This is a genomic window from Kibdelosporangium persicum (assembly GCF_013280595.1).
GTDB lineage: Bacteria > Actinomycetota > Actinomycetes > Mycobacteriales > Pseudonocardiaceae > Kibdelosporangium > Kibdelosporangium persicum.
In genome coordinates this window covers 21,729-40,870 of the sequence record NZ_JAAATY010000051.1, presented here as the reverse complement: position 1 = coordinate 40,870, position 19,142 = coordinate 21,729, and the positions used below count along the sequence as shown (strand labels likewise).

At 68.6% G+C, this 19,142-nt stretch carries 17 protein-coding genes; 5 read left to right on the top strand and 12 right to left on the bottom strand.

Translation table 11 applies throughout. From position 1 onward, the window contains the following. Nucleotides 1–95: 95 nt before the first annotated feature. Genes GC106_RS44710 through GC106_RS44700 form a run of 3 tightly spaced genes read left to right on the top strand, consistent with a single transcriptional unit; the run spans nt 96 to nt 5,714 of the window. Nucleotides 96–869, top strand: a complete 774-nt coding sequence (locus GC106_RS44710; protein ID WP_173142287.1) for a thioesterase II family protein — start codon at nt 96–98, stop codon at nt 867–869. Then, entirely contained in the window at nt 866–3,877 is a 3,012-nt protein-coding gene (locus GC106_RS44705) for a non-ribosomal peptide synthetase (RefSeq protein ID WP_173142286.1), read from the top strand. Before GC106_RS44710 ends, GC106_RS44705 begins: the two co-directional genes overlap by 4 nt. A gap of 4 nt (nt 3,878–3,881) precedes the next feature. Next, nucleotides 3,882–5,714, top strand: a complete 1,833-nt coding sequence (locus tag GC106_RS44700; RefSeq protein WP_173142285.1) for a RiPP maturation radical SAM C-methyltransferase — start codon at nt 3,882–3,884, stop codon at nt 5,712–5,714. Here GC106_RS44700 and GC106_RS44695 read toward each other — a convergent pair. From GC106_RS44695 to GC106_RS44655, 9 genes are read right to left on the bottom strand one after another with little or no spacing between them, the layout of a single operon-like run. Further along, nucleotides 5,686–6,495, bottom strand: coding sequence for an LLM class flavin-dependent oxidoreductase (locus GC106_RS44695; RefSeq protein WP_217281750.1), 810 nt, complete (start codon nt 6,493–6,495; stop codon nt 5,686–5,688). The two genes, GC106_RS44700 and GC106_RS44695, sit on opposite strands and share 29 nt — an antisense overlap. Continuing rightward, nucleotides 6,492–7,304 carry an acetylglutamate kinase gene (gene argB, locus GC106_RS44690; RefSeq protein WP_246368247.1) on the bottom strand — a complete coding sequence of 271 codons (813 nt, stop codon included), beginning with the start codon at nt 7,302–7,304 and terminating at the stop codon, nt 6,492–6,494. Before argB ends, GC106_RS44695 begins: the two co-directional genes overlap by 4 nt. Nucleotides 7,305–7,312: 8 nt before the next feature. Continuing rightward, nucleotides 7,313–8,338 carry an N-acetyl-gamma-glutamyl-phosphate reductase gene (gene argC, locus GC106_RS44685; RefSeq protein WP_312873408.1) on the bottom strand — a complete coding sequence of 342 codons (1,026 nt, stop codon included), beginning with the start codon at nt 8,336–8,338 and terminating at the stop codon, nt 7,313–7,315. Continuing rightward, nucleotides 8,338–8,505, bottom strand: coding sequence for a lysine biosynthesis protein LysW (locus GC106_RS44680; protein WP_173142282.1), 168 nt, complete (start codon nt 8,503–8,505; stop codon nt 8,338–8,340). The genes argC and GC106_RS44680 overlap by 1 nt, the downstream gene beginning before the upstream one ends. Further along, nucleotides 8,505–9,473, bottom strand: a complete 969-nt coding sequence (locus tag GC106_RS49625) for a transketolase family protein (RefSeq protein ID WP_173142281.1) — start codon at nt 9,471–9,473, stop codon at nt 8,505–8,507. Before GC106_RS49625 ends, GC106_RS44680 begins: the two co-directional genes overlap by 1 nt. After that, on the bottom strand, nt 9,470–10,282 hold the full coding sequence (locus GC106_RS44670) for a transketolase (RefSeq protein ID WP_173142280.1): 813 nt from the start codon (nt 10,280–10,282) through the stop codon (nt 9,470–9,472). Before GC106_RS44670 ends, GC106_RS49625 begins: the two co-directional genes overlap by 4 nt. Beyond that, complete coding sequence (locus GC106_RS44665) at nt 10,279–11,538, bottom strand: DegT/DnrJ/EryC1/StrS family aminotransferase (protein WP_173142279.1); 1,260 nt, start codon at nt 11,536–11,538, stop codon at nt 10,279–10,281. The genes GC106_RS44670 and GC106_RS44665 overlap by 4 nt, the downstream gene beginning before the upstream one ends. Further along, nucleotides 11,535–12,374 carry a lysine biosynthesis protein LysX gene (lysX, locus tag GC106_RS44660; protein WP_173142278.1) on the bottom strand — a complete coding sequence of 280 codons (840 nt, stop codon included), beginning with the start codon at nt 12,372–12,374 and terminating at the stop codon, nt 11,535–11,537. Before lysX ends, GC106_RS44665 begins: the two co-directional genes overlap by 4 nt. Further along, nucleotides 12,368–13,489: a M20/M25/M40 family metallo-hydrolase gene (locus tag GC106_RS44655; RefSeq protein WP_173142277.1), complete on the bottom strand. Its 1,122-nt coding sequence runs from the start codon at nt 13,487–13,489 to the stop codon at nt 12,368–12,370. The genes lysX and GC106_RS44655 overlap by 7 nt, the downstream gene beginning before the upstream one ends. Nucleotides 13,490–13,697: 208 nt before the next feature. On the opposite strand from GC106_RS44655, the gene GC106_RS44650 reads away from it, so the two are divergent. Continuing rightward, the gene (locus GC106_RS44650; RefSeq protein WP_173142276.1) at nt 13,698–15,608 is read left to right on the top strand and encodes a hypothetical protein; all 1,911 of its coding nucleotides are present in this window, start codon (nt 13,698–13,700) and stop codon (nt 15,606–15,608) included. Between the two features lie 22 nt (nt 15,609–15,630). On the opposite strand, the gene GC106_RS44645 is transcribed toward GC106_RS44650, so the two are convergent. Both GC106_RS44645 and GC106_RS44640 read right to left on the bottom strand, forming a co-directional pair. Then, nucleotides 15,631–16,386: an SDR family NAD(P)-dependent oxidoreductase gene (locus GC106_RS44645; protein WP_173142275.1), complete on the bottom strand. Its 756-nt coding sequence runs from the start codon at nt 16,384–16,386 to the stop codon at nt 15,631–15,633. Between the two features lie 7 nt (nt 16,387–16,393). Next, on the bottom strand, nt 16,394–17,140 hold the full coding sequence (locus GC106_RS44640) for an SDR family oxidoreductase (protein ID WP_173142274.1): 747 nt from the start codon (nt 17,138–17,140) through the stop codon (nt 16,394–16,396). A gap of 60 nt (nt 17,141–17,200) precedes the next feature. Here GC106_RS44640 and GC106_RS44635 point away from each other — a divergent pair, with 60 nt between their 5' ends. Then, complete coding sequence (locus tag GC106_RS44635) at nt 17,201–18,385, top strand: cytochrome P450 (protein WP_173142273.1); 1,185 nt, start codon at nt 17,201–17,203, stop codon at nt 18,383–18,385. 7 nt (nt 18,386–18,392) lie between these two features. Here GC106_RS44635 and GC106_RS44630 read toward each other — a convergent pair whose 3' ends face one another. Beyond that, nucleotides 18,393–19,133 carry an SDR family NAD(P)-dependent oxidoreductase gene (locus GC106_RS44630; protein ID WP_173142272.1) on the bottom strand — a complete coding sequence of 247 codons (741 nt, stop codon included), beginning with the start codon at nt 19,131–19,133 and terminating at the stop codon, nt 18,393–18,395. Nucleotides 19,134–19,142: the final 9 nt, after the last annotated feature.

Here is a 19,142-nt window from a genome sequence, read left to right as displayed (position 1 = left end):
GCGTACCTCCCCGCCATAATCGCACAGAAGGGCGCCAGCGCCAGAGGAGGTCTCAGCCGGAGCACGGTCCCGATGACACTCTTGGGGGATGGCAGATGGCCATGCGTGGCAAATGGATCTTCGGTAACCCGGCCAGGCGTCGGCACCCGGTACAGCTCGTCTGCCTGCCCCACGCGGGTGGCACGGCGTCGAAGTACCGGTCCTGGCTCGCCGCGCTCAACGACTACGTCGACGTGCTGCCGGTTCAGTTGCCCGGCAGGGAAAACCGCATCCTCGAACCGCTGGTCACCGATCTCGACGAACTGGTCGGCCAGATCACCGAAGCGGTCATGAACGCCGAACTGCCGGACATCGCGCTGTTCGGGCACAGCATGGGCGCCATCCTGGCGACCAGGGTCTGCCAGTCGCTCGACCGGCACGACGTCCCGGTGCGGCACCTGTTCGTGTCCGGACACCCGGGTCCCGGCAACAGGATCTCGATGGGATCGCCCTTCGCGGTGACCTACGCCGCCACCGACGAGGCGTTGTTGGATTCCGTCGCGTTGCTGGACGCCTCCGCGCGCGAGATGCTCGGTGACGCCGAACTGCGCGCGATGTTCCTTGGCATCCTGCGTTCCGACCTGCGGGTGGTGCGCAACGCGCCGCTGGACGGCATTCGGGTCCGAGCCCCGATCACCGTGTTCGGCGGAACCGACGATCCGTTGCTGGCCGGGCGGAATCTCGCGAACTGGGCCACGGCCACGACCGCGGACCTGGAGGTCCACCGCCTTCCCGGCGAGCACTTCTACCTCGCCACCCAGGCGGATGCCATCGCCGAGGTGGTGTGCCGGCGACTGGGCCTGCACTCGGGAGAGGTGAGCGTCCGATGATCGCCGGTGTCCGGCGTGCCGGGCTTTCACCAGCGCAGCAACGGCTGTTCGCCGAGGAGAACCTCTACTCGACGGGCGCGACGTACACAGTGGCCAGTGGCCTGCGGCTGCTCGGCGACCTGGACGTCAGCGCCCTCCGCGCGGCACTTGCCGCGGTCACCGACCGGCACGAGCCGCTGCGGGCCTCGTTCGAGCTCGTCAACGGTCAGCCGGTGCAAGTCGTGCACGACCGGATCGACGTGGACTGGTGCCACGCCGAGCTGCGTGGTCGCCCCACCGAGGCCCGGCACCTGCTGGCCGAGGCCCAGAACAAGCCGTTCGACCTGGCGCGGGCCCCGCTGTGGCGAGTGTTGCTGCTCACGCTCGACGACCGTGAGCACTGGTTCCTGTTGACCTTGCACCACATCGTGGTCGACGGCTGGGGGATGTCGGTGCTGTGGCGGGACATCGGCTCCGCCTACCAGGCCGCGCGATCGGGCGGGCCGGCGTTCGATCCGTTGCCCCTGTCCTACACCGAATTCGCGGCCCGCCAACAGGATTTTCTGCAAGGCAAGGAACTCGACCGGCTGCTGGCGTACTGGCGCCGGCAGCTCGCCGGACCGTTGCCCGAACCCGCCTTGCCACTGGACCGGCCACGGCCACCGGTCCGGGACTACTCCGGCGCCTGCACCCACTTCACCCTGCCACCCGGACTCGTCCAAGGCGTACGGGACTTGGCCTCCCGGAACCGGACGACCACGTTCGTGGCGCTGCTGTCGGTGTTCGCCTGCCTGCTCAGCCGCTACAGCGGTGACGATGACGTGATCGTCGGCGTGCCGTTGGCCAACCGGCAGTGGCCGGAAGCGGCCGATCTGGTCGGCCACCTGGTCAACCCCCTACCCCTGCGACTGCGGGTACGCGACGACGAGACCGTGGACGACCTGGTCGGGCAGGCCCGGAGGGCGACCCTGGAGGCCATGGCTCACCAGGAACTCCCGTTCGACCGGCTGATCCGTGCGGTGGCCCCGCGCCGAGACCTCAGCGCGCACCCGGTCTTCCAGGCCATGTTCTCCGTGCAGACCATTCCCGAGTCCGATGTGGACTTCCCCGGCGTCCCGGCGGCCGCGCTCGACCTGCCGGACGGGCGCACCGCCGCGCTCGACCTCAACGTGCTGTTCCACGACACCGGCCCCGGCATCACGGGTTTCGTCGAATACCGCTCGGAGGTGTTCGACGCGGCCACGATCGAACGGCTCGCCGGGAACCTGGTGAACCTACTGGCCGACGCCGTCCGGCCGGGCGCCCGAATCGCCGACCTGCGGATGATGGCCGAGCCGGACCGGGAATCACGGCCCGCCGCTCCCGATGACCTGGTGCACAGACTGATCGAGCGGCACGCCGACCGCACACCGGACGCGATCGCCGTGCGGCAGGGCGCCGACCTGTTGACCTACGGCGAACTGGACGCGAAGGCGAACCAGGTCGCGTGGATGTTGCGGGACAAGGGAATCGGGCCGGACCGTGTCGTCGGCGTGGTCCTGCCGCGCCGTATCGAGACCATCGTCACGCTTGTGGGCGTGTTGAAGGCGGGCGGCGCTTACCTGCCGATCGACCAGTTGTTCCCAGCCGAGCGAATCCGCCAGATCATCGACGACGCACAGCCCGCGGTGGTGTTGCGTGAGGTCTCGCCGTACCACGACTGGCCGCAAGACCGGCCGGATGTCCCGATGCGGCCGGACAACCTGGCTTACGTCACCTACACGTCCGGCTCGACCGGCCGCCCCAAAGGTGTGATGATCACGCACGCGAGCGTGACGAACTTCGTCTCTCCCAACCAACCCATGTCGCCCAGTCCACACGACACAGTGGGTCTGCACTCGTCACCGGCATTCGACGCGTCTGTCTACGAGTTGTGGAGCACGTTGTGCGCGGGCGCGCAAATCGTGTTGCCGGAAAGGCATGATCGGCTGGATCCGGCCGACTACCACCGGCTGGCCTCAGCGGCGTCCGCACTGTTGCTCACTCCCGGCCTGTTCGCCGCGCTGTCGGACCACGACCGCTCCGCGCTGTCGCGCACACGACACCTGAACCTCGGCGGTGACCAGCTCGACGCCGACCGCGTCAAGCGGACGCGCGACGCCGATCTGGTCACGTTGAACTGTTACGGCCCAACGGAATGCACGGTGGCCGCGACCGCGGGCCCGGCGTTGCGGCGGAGCCCGTTCGGCCGGGTGCCCATCGGCCACCCGCTCGACGGTGTCCAGGTGTACGTCCTCGACCGCCGGCTGCGCCCGGTCCCCCTTGGCGCGCAAGGAGAGCTGTACATCGGCGGAGCGGGAGTGGCCAGAGGGTACCTCGGCAACCCCGCGCTGACCGCGGAAAGGTTCGTGGCGAGCCCGTTCCGGCCTGGTGCCCGGCTGTACCGGACCGGGGACATCGTGCGCAGGCTGGCGCCGGACGGCGCACTGGAGTTCCTCGGTCGCGGTGACGACCAGGTGAAACTGCGTGGCTTCCGGATCGAGCCCGGCGAGATCGAGACGGTTCTGCGGGCGCACGAAACCGTCCGGTCGGCGGTTGTCGTCTTGCACCACGCAGCTGAGCCGGAGCTGGTCGGCTACGTGGTCCCCGCAGGCACCCACTCGCCGCGGCGCGAAGAACTGCTCGACCACCTGAGGGAACGCCTTCCGGCCTACATGGTCCCGGCGACGGTCGTGGTGCTCGGCGAACTCCCGCTCACCCCGAGCGGCAAGGTCGACCGCGCCAGGCTGCCGCAGCCGCCGCCGGTACACCACTCCGCCCCGGAGACAGCGTTCACCCCGGTGCAGGAGAGGATCGCGTCGGTGTGGCGGGAGATCCTCGAGATCGACGACATCGGTCTGGACGACGACTTCTTCGAGATCGGCGGTGACTCCCTGATCGCGCTGCGGGTGGTCGCGGAGCTGACTGAGCGGGGAATCGCCATCTCGGTCCGCGACCTGTACCGCCTCGCCACTGTGCGCGCGTGTGCCGAATTCGCTGAAGGAGGCTGACCCCATGCTCAGGGTCGCGTTCGTCAACATGCCGTTCGCCGACTGGAACCGGCCCTCGTTCGCGCTGAGCCAGCTCTCGGCACTGGTCAGCCGGGAGTTCGCGGGCGCGGCGCGAGCCGAGGTGCACAACCTGAACATCGACTTCGTCGAGTACTGCGGTGTCGAGACGTACGAGGCCATCGCGGGCGATCTGGAGCACCTGCTGTCCGGTGTGGGTGAGTGGCTGTTCCGGCAGGTGGCGTTCCCGGAGTCGGCTGACAACGCCGACGAGTACTTCCGCCGCTACTACCGCGGGCGCAGGTGGCGGGACTTCCGCGTGCGGATCACCGAACTGCGGGCAGGCCTCGCTGACTACTGCGGTGAGCTGGTCGACCGCTACGACCTGGCCGGCGCCGACGTGGTCGGGTTCACCTCGATGTTCGCGCAGAACGTGCCGAGCATCGCGATCGCACGAGTCGTCAAGGACCGCAACCCCGGCGCGGTCACCGTGATAGGCGGTGCCAACTGCGAAGCTCCCATGGGGACAGTCATCGCCGCGCATGTGCCCACTGTGGACTACACGTTCTCCGGCCCGGCGCTGCACACGTTCCCCGAGTTCCTGCGGTGCCTAGTCGACGACACGCCGGAGAAGGCGCACACCCTGCCCGGTGTGGTGACGGCGCGCAACTACACGCAGGCCCGTTACGGCCAAGCGGTCGGCCGGGACCGGGACATCGAGGACTTCTTCGAACCCGACTTCAGCAGCTTCGTCACCGCGTTCACCGCCCGGCGGGAGCAACTCGGCGAGCAGGCGGCACGGACCGAGCCGACGCTGTTCTTCGAGACCTCCCGCGGATGCTGGTGGGGCCAGCGCTCGCACTGCACGTTCTGCGGCCTCAACGGACTCGGCATGGGCTACCGCTCGATGTCCGCCGAAACGGCACTGCGCCAGTTCCGACGGCTGTTCGAGTACACGCCGTGGTGCAAGAGCTTCGCCTGCACGGACAACATCATGCCGAAGTCCTACCCGCGCGATGTGTTCGCCCACCTGGACGCGCCCGACGGCGTCACGGTGTTCTACGAGATCAAGGTGCCGGTCGCGGACAAGGACATGGCGGCGATGGCCCGCGCCAACGTCCGGCGTGTCCAGCCGGGCATCGAGGCGCTGTCCACCGACACGCTCAAACTGATGCGCAAAGGCACGACCGCGTTCCTGAACTTGCAGTTCCTCAAGAGCTGCCTGCGGCACTCGATCAGCCCGGACTGGAACCTGCTGGTGGGCTTTCCGAAGGAACACGAGAGCGTGTACGAGAAGTACGCGCGGGACATCCCGCTGCTGACCCACCTGCCGCCGCCGACCGGTGCGCACATGGTGCGGTTCGACCGGTACAGCCCGTACCACACCGAACGCGGCGAATACGGGCTCGACTTGCGGCCCTTGCCGTTCTACGAGCTGGTGTACCCGTTCGACGAAGCCGCGATCGAACACCTCGCGTACTTCTTCACCGACCAGAAGCTCGCGCCCTACACGCTCAACGCGGCGAAGTGGCTGCCGGTGCTGAACGCGTCGATCACCCGGTGGCGCGACGCATGGGACCGGCGCAGGCCTACGCTGTCCTTGCGGGGCGAGGAGGTTCTTGACACCCGGTGGGGCGACGAACGGCGGGTCACGCTGGACGAGACCGCACGGGTGTTGCTGCGCAGGCTGTCCTCGCCCGTACAGCCTGAGCGGCTGCCCGCCGAACTCAACCTGCCCGCCGACGACGTGCTGGCGCGGCTGGCCCAGTTCGACGAGCAACACCTGCTCTTCCGTGAGGAAAAGCAGATCCTCAGCCTGGTGACCCTGGACGATCGATAGGCGGGCCCGCGACGACACGCTCGCGGATGGCGGGCAACGACGGGTCCCACGCAGGCACGGTGTCGACCCACCAGGTGGCGCCCGCTTCGACGTAACCCGCGACGTCGCCGCCCGCACCGCAGATGACCAGGTCGTAACCCGTGCGGCTGGTGATGTCCAGCCGCTCGGCGATCTCGGCGACCTCGGCGGGCGTGAAGGGCACCGGTTCGGCCTTGAGCGGCACGTACCCGTCCCAGTTCAGGGCCCTGGCCAGCGGTCCGGGCAACGCCCACTGGCCGCCGACCCAGACCGGGATCCTGGGCTGCTGCACCGGTGTGGGCACGAACCGGGTGTCCCGGATCTGGTGGTGCGTCCCGGTGAAGCTGACCTTCTCCCCCGACCACAGCGCGGTCAGGACCCGCAGTGACTCGTCGAGCAGCGCGGCGCGGGTACGCGCGTCGGTTCCCGGCTCGCCCAGGTCGTCGAACTCCTTCGCGAACGCGCCGGAGCCCACACCGAGCGTGAACCGGCCGCCCGACAACCGGTCCAGCGTGACTGTCTCCCTGGCCACCTTGGCGGGCCTGCGACGCGACAACGGGGTGACGACCGGCCCGAACCGGATTCGCTCGGTGCTCAGGGCCACGGCGGTCATCGCGATCCACGGGTCGACCAGTTCGTCGACCCACGGCCACGCCACGTGGTCCCAGAGGAAGAATCCGTCCCACCCCGCTCGTTCGGCCTCGACCGCCAGCTCGGTGAGCACATGCACGTCGGCGAACTCACCGAAGGTCGGAACGCTCACTCCACAGCGCATCCTGCCTCCTCCTCGGTCAGGACCCTGGTGCCGGTCTTTCCGGCGAGGGCCAACGAGATCGGCTTTTTCCCACCGCCACCGGCGATGTACACCCGTGATACGCCACCGGCCAGTGCCTGTCCCGCGGCGACGAGCTTGATGCCCATTCCGCCAGTGATCCCCGTGCCCGGCAACCGGAGTTCACGGACAACGGCCCCGTCCGCCAGCACGCCGGGTACATCGGTGAGGAACACCAGGCGGTCCGCGCCCATGGCGACCGCGACCGCACCGGCCACCCGGTCGGCGTTGACGTTGACCGGATTCCCGTCCTCGGTCAGCGCGGGCGGTGACACCACCGGCGCGAGCCCGAGGCCGAGCAGGCCACGCAGCAGACTGGTGTCCACCGACTCGATACGTCCACTGTGGTCATCTCGGACCACGACGGTCCGGCCGTCTTCCACCGACCGGATAGCCTTCCTGCGTCGCGCACGCAGCAGGCCGCCGTCGATGCCGGTCAGCCCGATCGCGCGCACGCCATGCCGAGCCAGCTCGGTCAGCAGTGCGGGTTTCACGCGCCCGGCCAGCGCCAGCGTCAACGTGTCCAATGTGGCTTCGTCGGTCCGGCGGGTGACGACGCCGTCGGGTGCGACCAGGTCGCGTAGCCCGACACCGAGGCGCTCAGCGAGCTCCTCCATTGCACCCGATCCGCCGTGCACGAGCACGACGTGCGTCCCTCGTGCGGTCAGCCCGGCGATGTCCGCGCAGAGCGACGGCACATCGATGCCGCCGCGGCCGCCGATTTTCACCACCACAGTCATGGGCACCATCACGGGTGCAGCCCCGGGAACGCCAGGCCCAGCCGCTCCGGCCAGCCCATCCGGATGTTCAGGCACTGCACGGCGTTTCCCGCCGCTCCTTTCACCAGGTTGTCCAGTGCGGCCACCAGGACGACATCCCGGTCGTCCCCCAGGGCGAATCCGACGTCGCAGAAGTTCGAGCCGTGCATGACCTTGGGTTCCGGCAGCCGGTACAACCCACGGCGCTGAGCCACGATACGGACGAACGGCTCGTCCGCGTAGTGTTCGCGATGGATACGGCGCAACTCCGGTTCCCGCAGCGGCGTGGACAGTCGTCCACGGCACACCACCTGAGCGCCGCGCACCTCGGGCATTCCCGTCGCACTCATGGTGATCTCCAGGCCGGTCGCCTGTCTGACCTCCGCCTCATGCCGGTGCCCGGCCGGAGCGAACACCCGCATCGCGCCGCTGCGCTCCGCGTGCAAGTTCGTCGAGGTCGCAGCCGAACCCGCGCCACTGGACCCGATCCGGCCGTCCACCCACACGGCTCCGTCGAGCAGCCCGTCCGCCGAAAGCGGGTACAGGGCGAGGATCGCCGCGGTCGCCATGCACCCAGGCACGCTGATGAGGTCCGCCTCCTCGAGTTGTTCGCGATAGAGCTCAGGCAGCCCGGGTACGAAATCCGCTAACAGGCTGGGGTTCGTGTGCACGGTGCCGTAGTACCGTTCGTACACAACTGGATCCCGCAGCCGGAAGTCCGCGCTGAGATCGATCAGGCAGGGCGCGACGGATCGCAATCCCGGCACCATGTCCATGGTCTGCGTGTGCGGCGTGGCCAGGAACAACACGTCGCAGGGCGACACGTCGTCCATGGACCGGAAGACCAGCTCGGTGGTGCCACGCAGGTTCGGGTGCACGCCGTCCACCCTGCGGCCCGCCAACCGCCGGGACACCGGTACGACGGCGGCGACCCGTGGGTGCCCGAGCAGCACCCGGAGCAGTTCCCCGCCGATGTACCCGGAAGCGCCGAGGATTCCGGCCCGGATGCCTGTCACTACTCGCCCCAGTCCTCCTCGATCTCCGGTGCGAGCGCGAGCACCACCGGCTCGACCGCGATCACCTCCAGTTCGGCCCGGCAGTCGGGGCACTCCAGGACTTCGTGCTGACGAACGGGTTCAGGCGGCGAGACCTCGCTCTCGCATTCGGGGCAACTCAACGCCATCAGGCCGTCTCCCTTCTCCATCGCGGGTTGGCGAGCTCTGCCGCGGCCGCGGCGATCCGCTCCGGCGAGACCCCGGCCGCCACCAGCAGTTCGCGTTCGCTGCCGACTTCGTCGACGTACGCCGTGGCCGAGCCCATCCTGGTGACCCGGCACGGGTGTTCGGCACAGACGATCTCGCAGACCGCCGCCCCGAGCCCGCCGGACACCACGTGGTCCTCGACCGTCACGATCCCGGCGGTCTGGCGCGCCGCGCGAACGACGGCGGCGTGGTCGATGGGCTGGATCGTGTGCATGTTCAGCACGCGTGCCGCGATGCCCTCCGGTTCGAGGAGGGCACTCGCGGTGAGGGACATGTTCACCGGGAGCGGGCCGGTGGCGATGATCGTGACAGCGTTGCCGGCTGCCAGCTCGACCGCCTTGCCCACAGTGAACTCGTACGGCTTCTGGTACACCAATGGCGTCTCGGAACGGCCCAGCCGGACGAAGACCGGGCCGGGCGCGACAGCCGCGGCCCGGATCGCGTACTCGGTCTCGACGGTGTCGGCCGGCACGAGCACGGTCAGGTGCGGCATCGTCCGCAGCACGGCCAGATCCGCCAGCGAGTGGTGGGACGGCCCGTAGTGCCCGGCCGAGAGTCCGCCGTGGCTGGCCACGATCCGGACTGGCAGGTCGTTGCCCGCCACGTCCAGCCTCAGTTGCTCGGCGGCGCGCGCGGTCGCGAAGGCGCTCATGGTGTTGGCGAACGGGATCAGCCCGGCCGCGGCCAGCCCGGCCGACATCCCGATCATGTTCGCCTCGGCGATGCCCACGTTCGCGTACTGCCGCGGCAGCTGCTCGCCGAAGTCGTCCTCGAAACCGCCCATGTCGGAGTCCACGCAGTAGATCCGCGAGTCCGCGCACGCCAGTTCGAGCAGCGTGCGGCGATACACCTCACGTGTGCTGCCCGCGTATCGCTCGGCCCACGTCACGGCCGGCTCCGGCGCAGTCCGGCGATCGCGCGTTCGTAGAGCCGCGCGGTCAGCTTGACGTAATGGCTCTTGCGGCGGTCCTCGAAGATCGGGACACCACGCCCTTTTGTCGTTCTGGCGATGACCACGGTCGGCCGGCCCTCGCTCCGTGGCACGGTGGCGAACGCCTGGCGCAGCGCGCCGAGATCATGACCGTCGACTTCCACGCATTCCCAGCCGAAGCTGCGCCAACGTTGCGCGAGCGGCTCGAGCGGCACGCAGTCCTCGGTACGGCCGGTGATCTGCCAGCCGTTGCGATCGACCACGGCGACCAGGTTGTCCAGGCCGAACCGCGGCGCGGACATGATCGCCTCCCAGTTCGATCCCTCCTGTAGTTCACCGTCACCGAGCAGGACGAACGCACGGCACGGCCGGCCGGTGCGCCGAGCGCCGAGCGCGACACCCGCGGCGAGTGACAAGCCATGCCCCAGGGACCCCGTGGGGAATTCGACGCCGGGGAGTCTCCGCAACGGATGTCCGGCCAGCCTGCCACCGTGCCTGCCGTAGGCCTCGCACTCCTCGGGCGGAAAGTAGCCGTGTTCGGACAACACCGCGTACAACGCAGCACTGGCGTGGCCTTTGCTCAGCACGAACCAGTCCCGGTCGGGCCAGTCCGGTTGGTCCGGGCGCACGCGCAGGATGTCCGAGTACAGCACGGTGAGAATGTCCACTGCGGACAGACTGCCACCGACGTGCGTGCCGTGTTCGGTCGCGCCGATCGCCAGGATCGTCTCCCGTGCCCGGTACGCACGGGCTTTGACGTCGTTCATGACGCCTGCCTGGCGACGGGAGCGAGCACATCGAGGTTCGCCCATACCTTGTGGAAGGCCTCCACGCATCGACGCAGAACCGGCTCACTCGCCGGGTTGAGGTGCCAGCGTTGCAGCGTCAGCGAATCGTCGAGGACCGCGGCGGTGACCGGGTGCTCTCGCGGGTCGTACTTTCCCGCTCGCAGGGCGGGCTGGGCGGGCAACGGCATCGACTGGTAGCGCTGCAACGGAACACCTTCGGCACGCAGGGCACGCTGCAGGAGCGATCGGGCGGCGCCCGGGGCCACATCCGGCATGCCCATCGCGGCCACGTCGAACCGGAAGCGCAGCATGTGCCAGGCGTGCGTCCGGTCCGGCGGAGTCCAGGGCAGCACCAGTCCAGGCAGGTCCGCCAGTCCGGCCAGCAGGCCGCTGACGTTGCGCTCGCGTTCGGCGACCCACTCGGCCAGCCGGTCGAGCTGGCAGCGGGTGAACGCGGCCTGCATCGAGCTGAGCTTCGCGTTGCCCGCGACCACTTCCGACACGTAGGGCCGTTCGCCCTTGTCGGGGACGCGTTCGCCGAACTGGCGGCGGAGCACGACCTGGTCGTGCATGTCGGCGTCGTCGGTGGTGACCAGCCCACCCTCACCACAGGTCGGCAGGTTCTTGGACACGTTCAGGCTGAACGCCGCGATATCGCCGAGCGCACCTGCCTGCCGCCCTCGGTACGTGGCACCGTGGGCCTGCGCGGCGTCCTCGACGAGCCTCAGCCCGTGCCTGTCGGCAAGGGCACGCAGCTCGGTCATGTCACAGGGCAGTCCGTGCAGGTGGACCGCGAGGATGGCCTGTGTCCGCGGCGTTATGGCGGTCTCGGCGGCAGCCGGGGCGAGGGTGAACTTCCGCGGGTCGATGTCCGCGAACACCGGTTTGATCCGGTGCCGCAGCGGCGCGGTGGCGGTGGCGATGAAGGACAGTGCGGGCACCACGATCTCCGCGCCCGGGTCCAGCCCGGCCGCGGCGATGGCCAGCTCGATCGCTGTCGTCCCGTTCGACACCGCCGCGCAGTGGCGGGTCCCGGTGTACGCCGCCCACCTCGCCTCCAGCTCCCGCACGACCGCCGCACCGGCACCGACCGATGTGAAACCGCCGTGCTCCAGCACGTCCAGGATCGCCGTTCGTTCGGCGTCGGTGACGATCGGCCATGCGAGGAGCTTGCGGTCCGCCTCGTCGAGGGTGACCGTCCGCGTCCCGCCGAACATCGCCAGCTTGCCGGTCATGACTTCACCTGGTCCAGGACGTAGTTGACGTACCGGTCAGCCAGGCCGGTGCCGAGTACCTCCGCCGCACCGTGGAACTCGGGCGTGTGGTTCACCTCGTTGACGTACAACGCCCCGTCGGCGTCCTCCAGCACGTCGATGCCGTAAACCCCTGGCCCGACCGCGGCGGCGGTGTCCAACAGGATCTTTTCCAGGTCGGCGTCCACCGGGCACAACGACGTCACCGCGTCGCGCGCGGTGTTCGTCCGCCAGTGCGTGGCCGTGCGGTAGACCGCACCGAGCACCTCCTCGCCCGCGACCAGCCCGCGGATGTCCCTGCCCGGGCGGCCGACGAACTGCTGGATGTATGTGATGTGCTGGTGTGCCCCAGGCAGGGCGGCGCGGTGTTCCAGCACCCCTTGCGCCGCCTCGTCGTCCGAGAGCCGCGCGGCGAGCCGGCCCCACGAGCCGACCACGGGTTTCACCACAGCCGGATAGCCGAAGGACGGCAGCTCGCCGATCGCGGCCTCGGCGGTCAGCGTGACGAGCGTGCGTGGCGTCGGCAGCCCGGCCCGCCGGAGTGCGAGCGTGGTCAGCAGTTTGTCGCCGCACAGCGCGATCGCCGCCGCGCTGTTGACCACGGGAACACCCGCGTGTTCCAACAGACGAGCCGCGTAGTGGGCACGGTGGTGCGACACCTCGCGGCACAACGCTCCCTGATACGGCAGATCCAGCTCGTCCAGCCGGAAAGCCAGGGTGCGGGTGTCCAGCACTTCGTAGGCGACGTGCCTGCGGTCGAGTTCCTCGAGCAGCGCCTTCTCCTCGACGCGGAGGCGTGACAACAGCACGCTCAACATGGCCGCACCGCCGCGTGCCTGCGGGCGAGTGTCTCCGAGACCAGGTCCAGCGCATGGCTGAGCACGTCGATCGACGTGAGGAACTCGGCCACCTCGATGCGTTCCTCGTCGGTGTGATCGAGCCGGGAATCACCGGGGCCGTACGCCGCGATCGGCACCGACCACACCGGACCCACCACGTTCATGTCCGACGTGCCGAGCTTTACCTTGGCCGTCGGCCTGCCGACGAACCGGCCGACGGCCTGGGACAACGCCGCGACCATCGGGTCGGTGCGCGACGAAAGGACCGCGGGCACCTCCTCGATCACGGTCAGCTCGTCGTCACCGGCCCGATCCCGCAACCAGGTGCGGAAAGCCTTGCTGTCAAAGCCGATCGGGGTCCGGCAGCCCAGCACCACCCGTGCGCCGGTGCTGGTGCCGGTCAGCTCGGTCACCGTCGCGATCGGCCGGTCGAACATCCGGTCACCGGCCGCGTGTGCCGTCACGTACGCACGCACGTCGTGGGCGAATTCCACCGCCACCTCAACGGCCTTCGGCTCCGGCCTGCTGGAATGCCTTGCGGGCCTGGTGATCTCCAGCTTGAACCAGATCACTCCCTTGTAGCCCAGCACAACGTTGCCCACGCCGCTGGGCTCGCCGATGACCACCGCGTCCGGGCGGTCTTCGGCCAGCAGGTGCCGGGCGCCGGGCGAATCGCCCTCCTCGCCGACCGCGCCGACGACGCGGACGCGAGCAGTCCGGTTGGAATGCTTGGCCGCGGCCCAGATCATCGCGGCGAGCGGGCCTTTGGCGTCCACGGCACCGCGTCCGTGCAGCACGCCGTCACGCAGCCGGACCGGGAGCATGCCGGGCACCGTGTCCATGTGTCCCAGCAACAGGACCGTCGGACTCCCCGCACCCGCTGCCGATCTTGTTGTCCCGCCAGGAGTTCTCTCCGCGACGAAATTGCCCACCTCGTCGCGCCACGCCGCGAGCCCGAGCCGACGGGCGGTACCCACGAGGTAATCGGCCAGCTCACCCTCACCACCGGTGGGCGACGGGATGCTCACCATCCGCTGGAGTGACATGACCGGGCCGAATTCCGCCTCCGCTGCCGCCGACCCAGAACCACCCACGTCCCGGCCTCGCTTCCCCCAGCCGTGTGCGCACACCCACCAGGTATCCACCATCGCACGATCACGGTTGCTTCGCCACCCTTCGGCCGCATTGGTCGTGCACCCTTCACAAGCGGTGCGGGAACGTGCATGCTGGGACGGTCGGATGCAAGGCCTGCCGGTATGCGGCGCGGTGACGTCGTCGGGCTGAATGGGGGATCCGCGAACGATGAAGAACGTCACTCTCGTCGAACTCACCGCGTTCGACAAGATAATCCCGCTCGCCTCCGCCTACCTGAAGAGCTACGCCAGCAAGGACCCGGACATCGAGGCCGCTTTCGAGCTCGACATCTACGACGCGCCCGTGACCGCTGACCGCGAGGTGGTCGCCGCGGAACTGGAAAGCCGTGCCAGTGACGTGTACGCGTTGAGTTGCTACGTCTGGAACATGGAGCTGGTGCGCTGGATCCTCGCCCGGTTGGGCTCGGCACTCCCGGACGCGCAGTTCATCCTCGGCGGGCCGCAGGTGATGAGCCACGCGAGCAGTTACGTGCCACCGGAGCGCACGAACATCGTGGTGTGCAACGGAGAAGGCGAACGAAGTTTTCACCAGTACCTGCGCCAGCTGCTGACCGGCGAGCCGGATTTCGCACAGGTGCAGGGCATCAGCTTCTGGCGCGACGGCGATCTGGTCACCACCGAACGGCCGGAACGGATCAAGGATCTGACCGAGATCCCGTCGCCGTTCACCGCGGGTTACTTCGAGAAGGGCAAGTACACGTTCGCCATCCTGGAGACCAATCGCGGTTGCCCGTACAACTGCGGCTTCTGTTTCTGGGGCGCGGCGACCAACTCGAAGGTGAACCGGTTCGAGACCGACCGGGTGCTGGCGGACATCACCTGGATGAGCGAGAACGAGTTCACCACGATCTTCCTGGCCGACGCCAACTGGGGCATGGCGCCGAGGGACGTGGACTTCACCCGGCACATGGTGGAGTGCAGCAACAGAACCGGGTACCCGCAAGTGATCTCGATGAACGCGGCGAAGAACAAGCCGGACCGGGTCGCCGACATCACCAGGATCCTCGTCGACGGCGGCCTGCTGACCAGTCAGCCGATCTCGCTGCAGTCCATGGATTCCGACGTGTTGCGGCTGATCGACCGCAGCAACATCCGCGCGGAGACGTACACCGCGCTGCAGCGCACCCTGCGGGAACAGAAGATCAGCTCGTACATCGAGATGATCTGGCCGTTGCCGGGTGAGACGACCGAGACGTTCAAGAACGGGCTGACCGAGCTGTGCCGCTCGCAGGCCGACACCATCCTGGTCTATCCACAGCTGCTGCTGCACAACACGCCGATCTACAACAGCCGTGAGGTGCTCGGCGTGCGGGTTCGCAGGGTTCCCGACGAGGTGGCTGAGGCCGAGGTCGTGGTCGCCACCAACTGGGTCACCGAGCAGGACTACGACGAGGGAGTCTGGCTCTACTACGCCATGCAGAGCCTGTACAACCTGCGCGGCCTGTACTACCTGGCCAACCACCTCGACCGGACCGGGCAGCTCGCCTTCGGTGACCTGTACGCCGAGGCAGTGGCGTACTTCAAGCGCCGCGACGACTCCGAGATCTGCCGGTTCCTGGCCGAGTCCGTTGCCGGGCTGGGCAACTACTACCTGCTCAACGCCGGTCGGCTGGCGCACCTGACGTTGCACGCGAACCGCGCCGAGTTCGACGGCCTGCTGGCCGACTTCGTCGCGGGCCAGCCCTTCTGGAGCGATCCGGACGCGCGTACGATGTTCGAACTGGATCTGCTCGCCCGGCCGTACATCTACTCCGAGCGCGCCCGCCTGCCCGATTACCCGTTCGAGCGGATCACGGTGGAACCTTACCGTGGCAACGCCTTCCAGGTGACCGCCCCGCCGCGTGCCACGACGTTGCTGTCCGAATTGGACATGGCGGGCCAGCGGCTGGACGGCCCCGTGCTGTTGCGCCACCCGGCCCGGCGCAAACTGCCCTACCTGCGGCACCGCACCCTTGAGGAGAACATCTCCTACTGCCAGGGCATGACGTTGCACCTGCGGGAGATGCTGCCCGAGTGGACCCCGCTGCTGCTCGCCGAAACCGGCGCACTGGCGGGCTGACATGGCCACCCCGCCAGACGGTTCAGCGCACGACACCGCCGGTGACGTACACGACCTGACCGGTGACGAACCCGGCCCCCTCGCTGGTCAGGAACGCCACCGTGTGCGCGATGTCGTGCGGTGTGCCGACGCGGCGCACGGGCGTCTGCGCCGCGACGATCTTCTGGAACTCACCGAAGTCCACCCCGAGCCGGGCGGCGGTCGCCGCGGTCATGTCGCTGATGATGTACCCCGGCGCGATCGCGTTCACAGTGATCCCGGCAGGGCCCAGTTCGATCGCCAGCGTCCGGGTCAGGCCCTGCACACCGGCTTTGGCGGACGCGTAGTTGGCCTGTTCCCTGCTGCCGTTGGCCGATGTGCTCGACAGGTTCACGATCCGGCCCCATCCCTGCCGCACCATGTGGGGCGCGACCGCTTGGCACATCAGGAAAGCACCGCGCAGGTTGACGTCGAGCACCGCGTCCCAGTCCGCGCGGGAGATGTCCTCGAGCAGGTGGTCGCGCACGATTCCGGCGTTGTTGACCAGGATCGCGGGCGGGCCGAGCCGGTCGGCGACCTCGTCGACCGCGGCGCGGACCTCCTCCTGGACCGCCACATCCGTTCGCACGGCCAGTCCTGTACCGCCCTCGGTCGTGATTCGGCCGGCCGTGCGCTCGCACCCCTCACCGTCCACATCGATCACGGCGACCCGATCGCCGCGGGCGGCGAGCCTCAAGGCCGTCGCCGCACCGATTCCCCTCGCGGCGCCGGTGACGATCGCGGTTCGCTGCTCGGTCATCGGAGCATCACGCCAATCCACCCGCGGCACGCAGGTTCTGGCCGGTCAGCCACCGCGCGCCCGGCCCGGCGAGGAACGCGATCACGTCCGCGATGTCGTCCGGTTTTCCCAGTCGCCGCAAAGGAGTCATCGCCGCCGCCATGTCGAGCGCCTCCGGCGGCTGTGACTGGCGCAGCATGTCCGTGTCGACCGGACCGGGCGACACGGTGTTCACCGTGATCTGGCGGATGCCCAGTTCACGCGCGGCCACCAGGGTGAACTGCTCGATCGCGGCCTTCGACGCGGCGTAGACGGCGATCCCCGGCGCGTGCAGCACCGTGTTGGCAGAGGACACGTTGATGATCCGGCCGCCGCGGCGCAGCTTGCGGGACGCCTCCTGCATGGCGAAGAACGTCGCCTTCACGTTCACCGCCATCACCCGGTCGAAATCCTCTTCCGTGGTGTCGCCGATGGCCGACACCAGAGTTTCTCCTGCGTTGTTGACGACGATATCGAGACCACCGAGGAATTCGACCGCCTCGGCGAACATCCTGCGCACATCCGCCACCGAGACCATATCGGCCCTGATGGCGCGCACGGGTGTCCCCGCGGTGGACAGTTCGTTGGCGAGGAGTATCGCGGTGTCCTCGCTCTGCCGGTAGCTGAATGCCACTGCCGCGCCGTCGGCGGCGAGCCGTTCGACCACCGCGCGGCCTATTCCGCGGGACCCGCCGGTGACCAGTGCGGTGCGTCCGGAAAGTGCTGGTGACCCCATTCCAAGAGCGTATCAGGGAACGCTTGTCGCAGGAATATCGTTCGCATAGAGTGAGGACACATGAGGATCGCCGAGAAAGTCCACTACGATCCCTATGACGAGAACGTGCGTGCGGATCCCTACCCGGTTTACGCGCGGCTGCGGGCAGCCGCGCCGGTGTACCACAACTCGCAACTGGACTTCTGGGCGGTGTCGCGGCACGCGGACGTGACGGCTTTCCTGCTCGACGGCGACCGTTTTTCCAACGCGAACGGAAACAGCATCGAACCGGCCAGCTGGGGACCGAACGCGTACAAGTACGCGTCGGTTCTCGCCATGGACCCGCCCATGCACACGCGTGTCCGCTCGGCGGTGACGACGTTTTTCGGCAGCAGGCGGATAGCGTCTCTCGAACCGGCCGTCGGCCGGATGGTCCGTGACCTGCTCGACGAGGTTCCCGATCGGTTCGATTTCGTGGCCGATTTCGTCGACCGCTTCCCGATGAGAGTCCTGTGCCTGTTGATCGGCGTACCGGAAAATGATCACGGGCTGATCCAGGAACTGGCCGACAAGGTCGTGGAGAGGGAGAACGGGACCCACGACGCCCCGATCGCCGCGATCGAGGCGACGCTCGCGTTGATGGAGTACTTCGGCGGCCTGATCGAGATTCGTGGCCGAGCGCCCGCCGACGATCTGGTCTCCCACCTGCTGGCCATCTCCGGACCCGGCCAGAAGGTCAGCCCCGAGGAGATCGTCGGTTTTCTGAACCTGCTGACGGCGGCGGGCAACGACACTGTGATCCAGCTGCTCGGAAACGCGTGGTACTGGGCGTGGCGTCATCCGTCGCAACGTGAGCTCGCGTTCGCGGGAAACATTTCCGGATGGGTCGAGGAGACACTGCGCTTCGACACCCCGAACCAATTCGCCGCCCGCATGGCGGTGGTCGACATCGAGCGGCACGGCGTGGTCATCCCCGCGGGTGCCAAGGTCCTGATGCTGCCCGGCTCGGCCAACCGGGATCCGGACGTCTTCGCCGATCCGGACCGGTACGACGTGACCCGCCTGTCGCCGGCGAAGGTGACCTTCGGTACCGGCAGGCACCGCTGCCTCGGCGTCCGTCTCGCTCGCCTGCAGGCCCGCGTCGCCCTGCGCGAACTCGTCAGCAGGTTCAGCGACTACGACATCGACACCAGCGGCCTACGCCGCGTCGCCGCGGCCGAGGCGCGCGGCTTCCTGCACCTCCCGACGGCCGTCACCCGCAGGTGATCAGAGTTCAGACCATCAGGCCACCTGTCACAGGCACGACCTGACCGGTGATGAACCCGGAGTCCACATCGGCCAGGAACGCGATGGTCTCGGCGACGTCGGCCGGCGTACCCACCCGGCGCATCGGCGTCTGCGCGGCCACCACGCGCTGTGCGCGGGCGAAACCGGCTTTGCCCGCGCTGGTCTCGGTCATCTCCGTGGCGATGTAGCCGGGCGCCACGGCGTTCACGGTGATCCCCTCGGGGCCCAGCTCGACGGCCAGGGCACGGGTCAGGCCCTGTACGCCTGCCTTGGCCGCACAGTAGTTGGCCTGGTTGGCGGTGCCGTTCGCGGCCATGCTGGACACGTTCACGATCCGGCCCCAGCCCTCGCGCCGCATGTGCGGCAGGACGGCGCGGCACATCAGGAAGTGCGCGCGCAGGTTGACACCCAGCACCAGGTCCCAGTCGTCCTCCGTCATCTCCGCCAGCGGCCGGTCGCTGGTCACGCCCGCGTTGTTGACCAGCACGAGCGGCGGTCCCAACTGCTCGGCGACGAGCGCGACCGCGTCCTTGACCTGCGCCGGATTCGCGACATCGGCGGCGATGGCGACCGCTGTCCCGCCGGAAGAGGCGATGTCCGTGGCCGTTCGTTCGCTCGCGGGCTTGTCACGGTCCAGGACGGCCACGGCCAGGCCGTGAGCGGACAGACGTGACGCGGTGGCGGCGCCGATACCGCGGCCGGCGCCGGTCACTATGGCTACACGCATCCTCGCCTC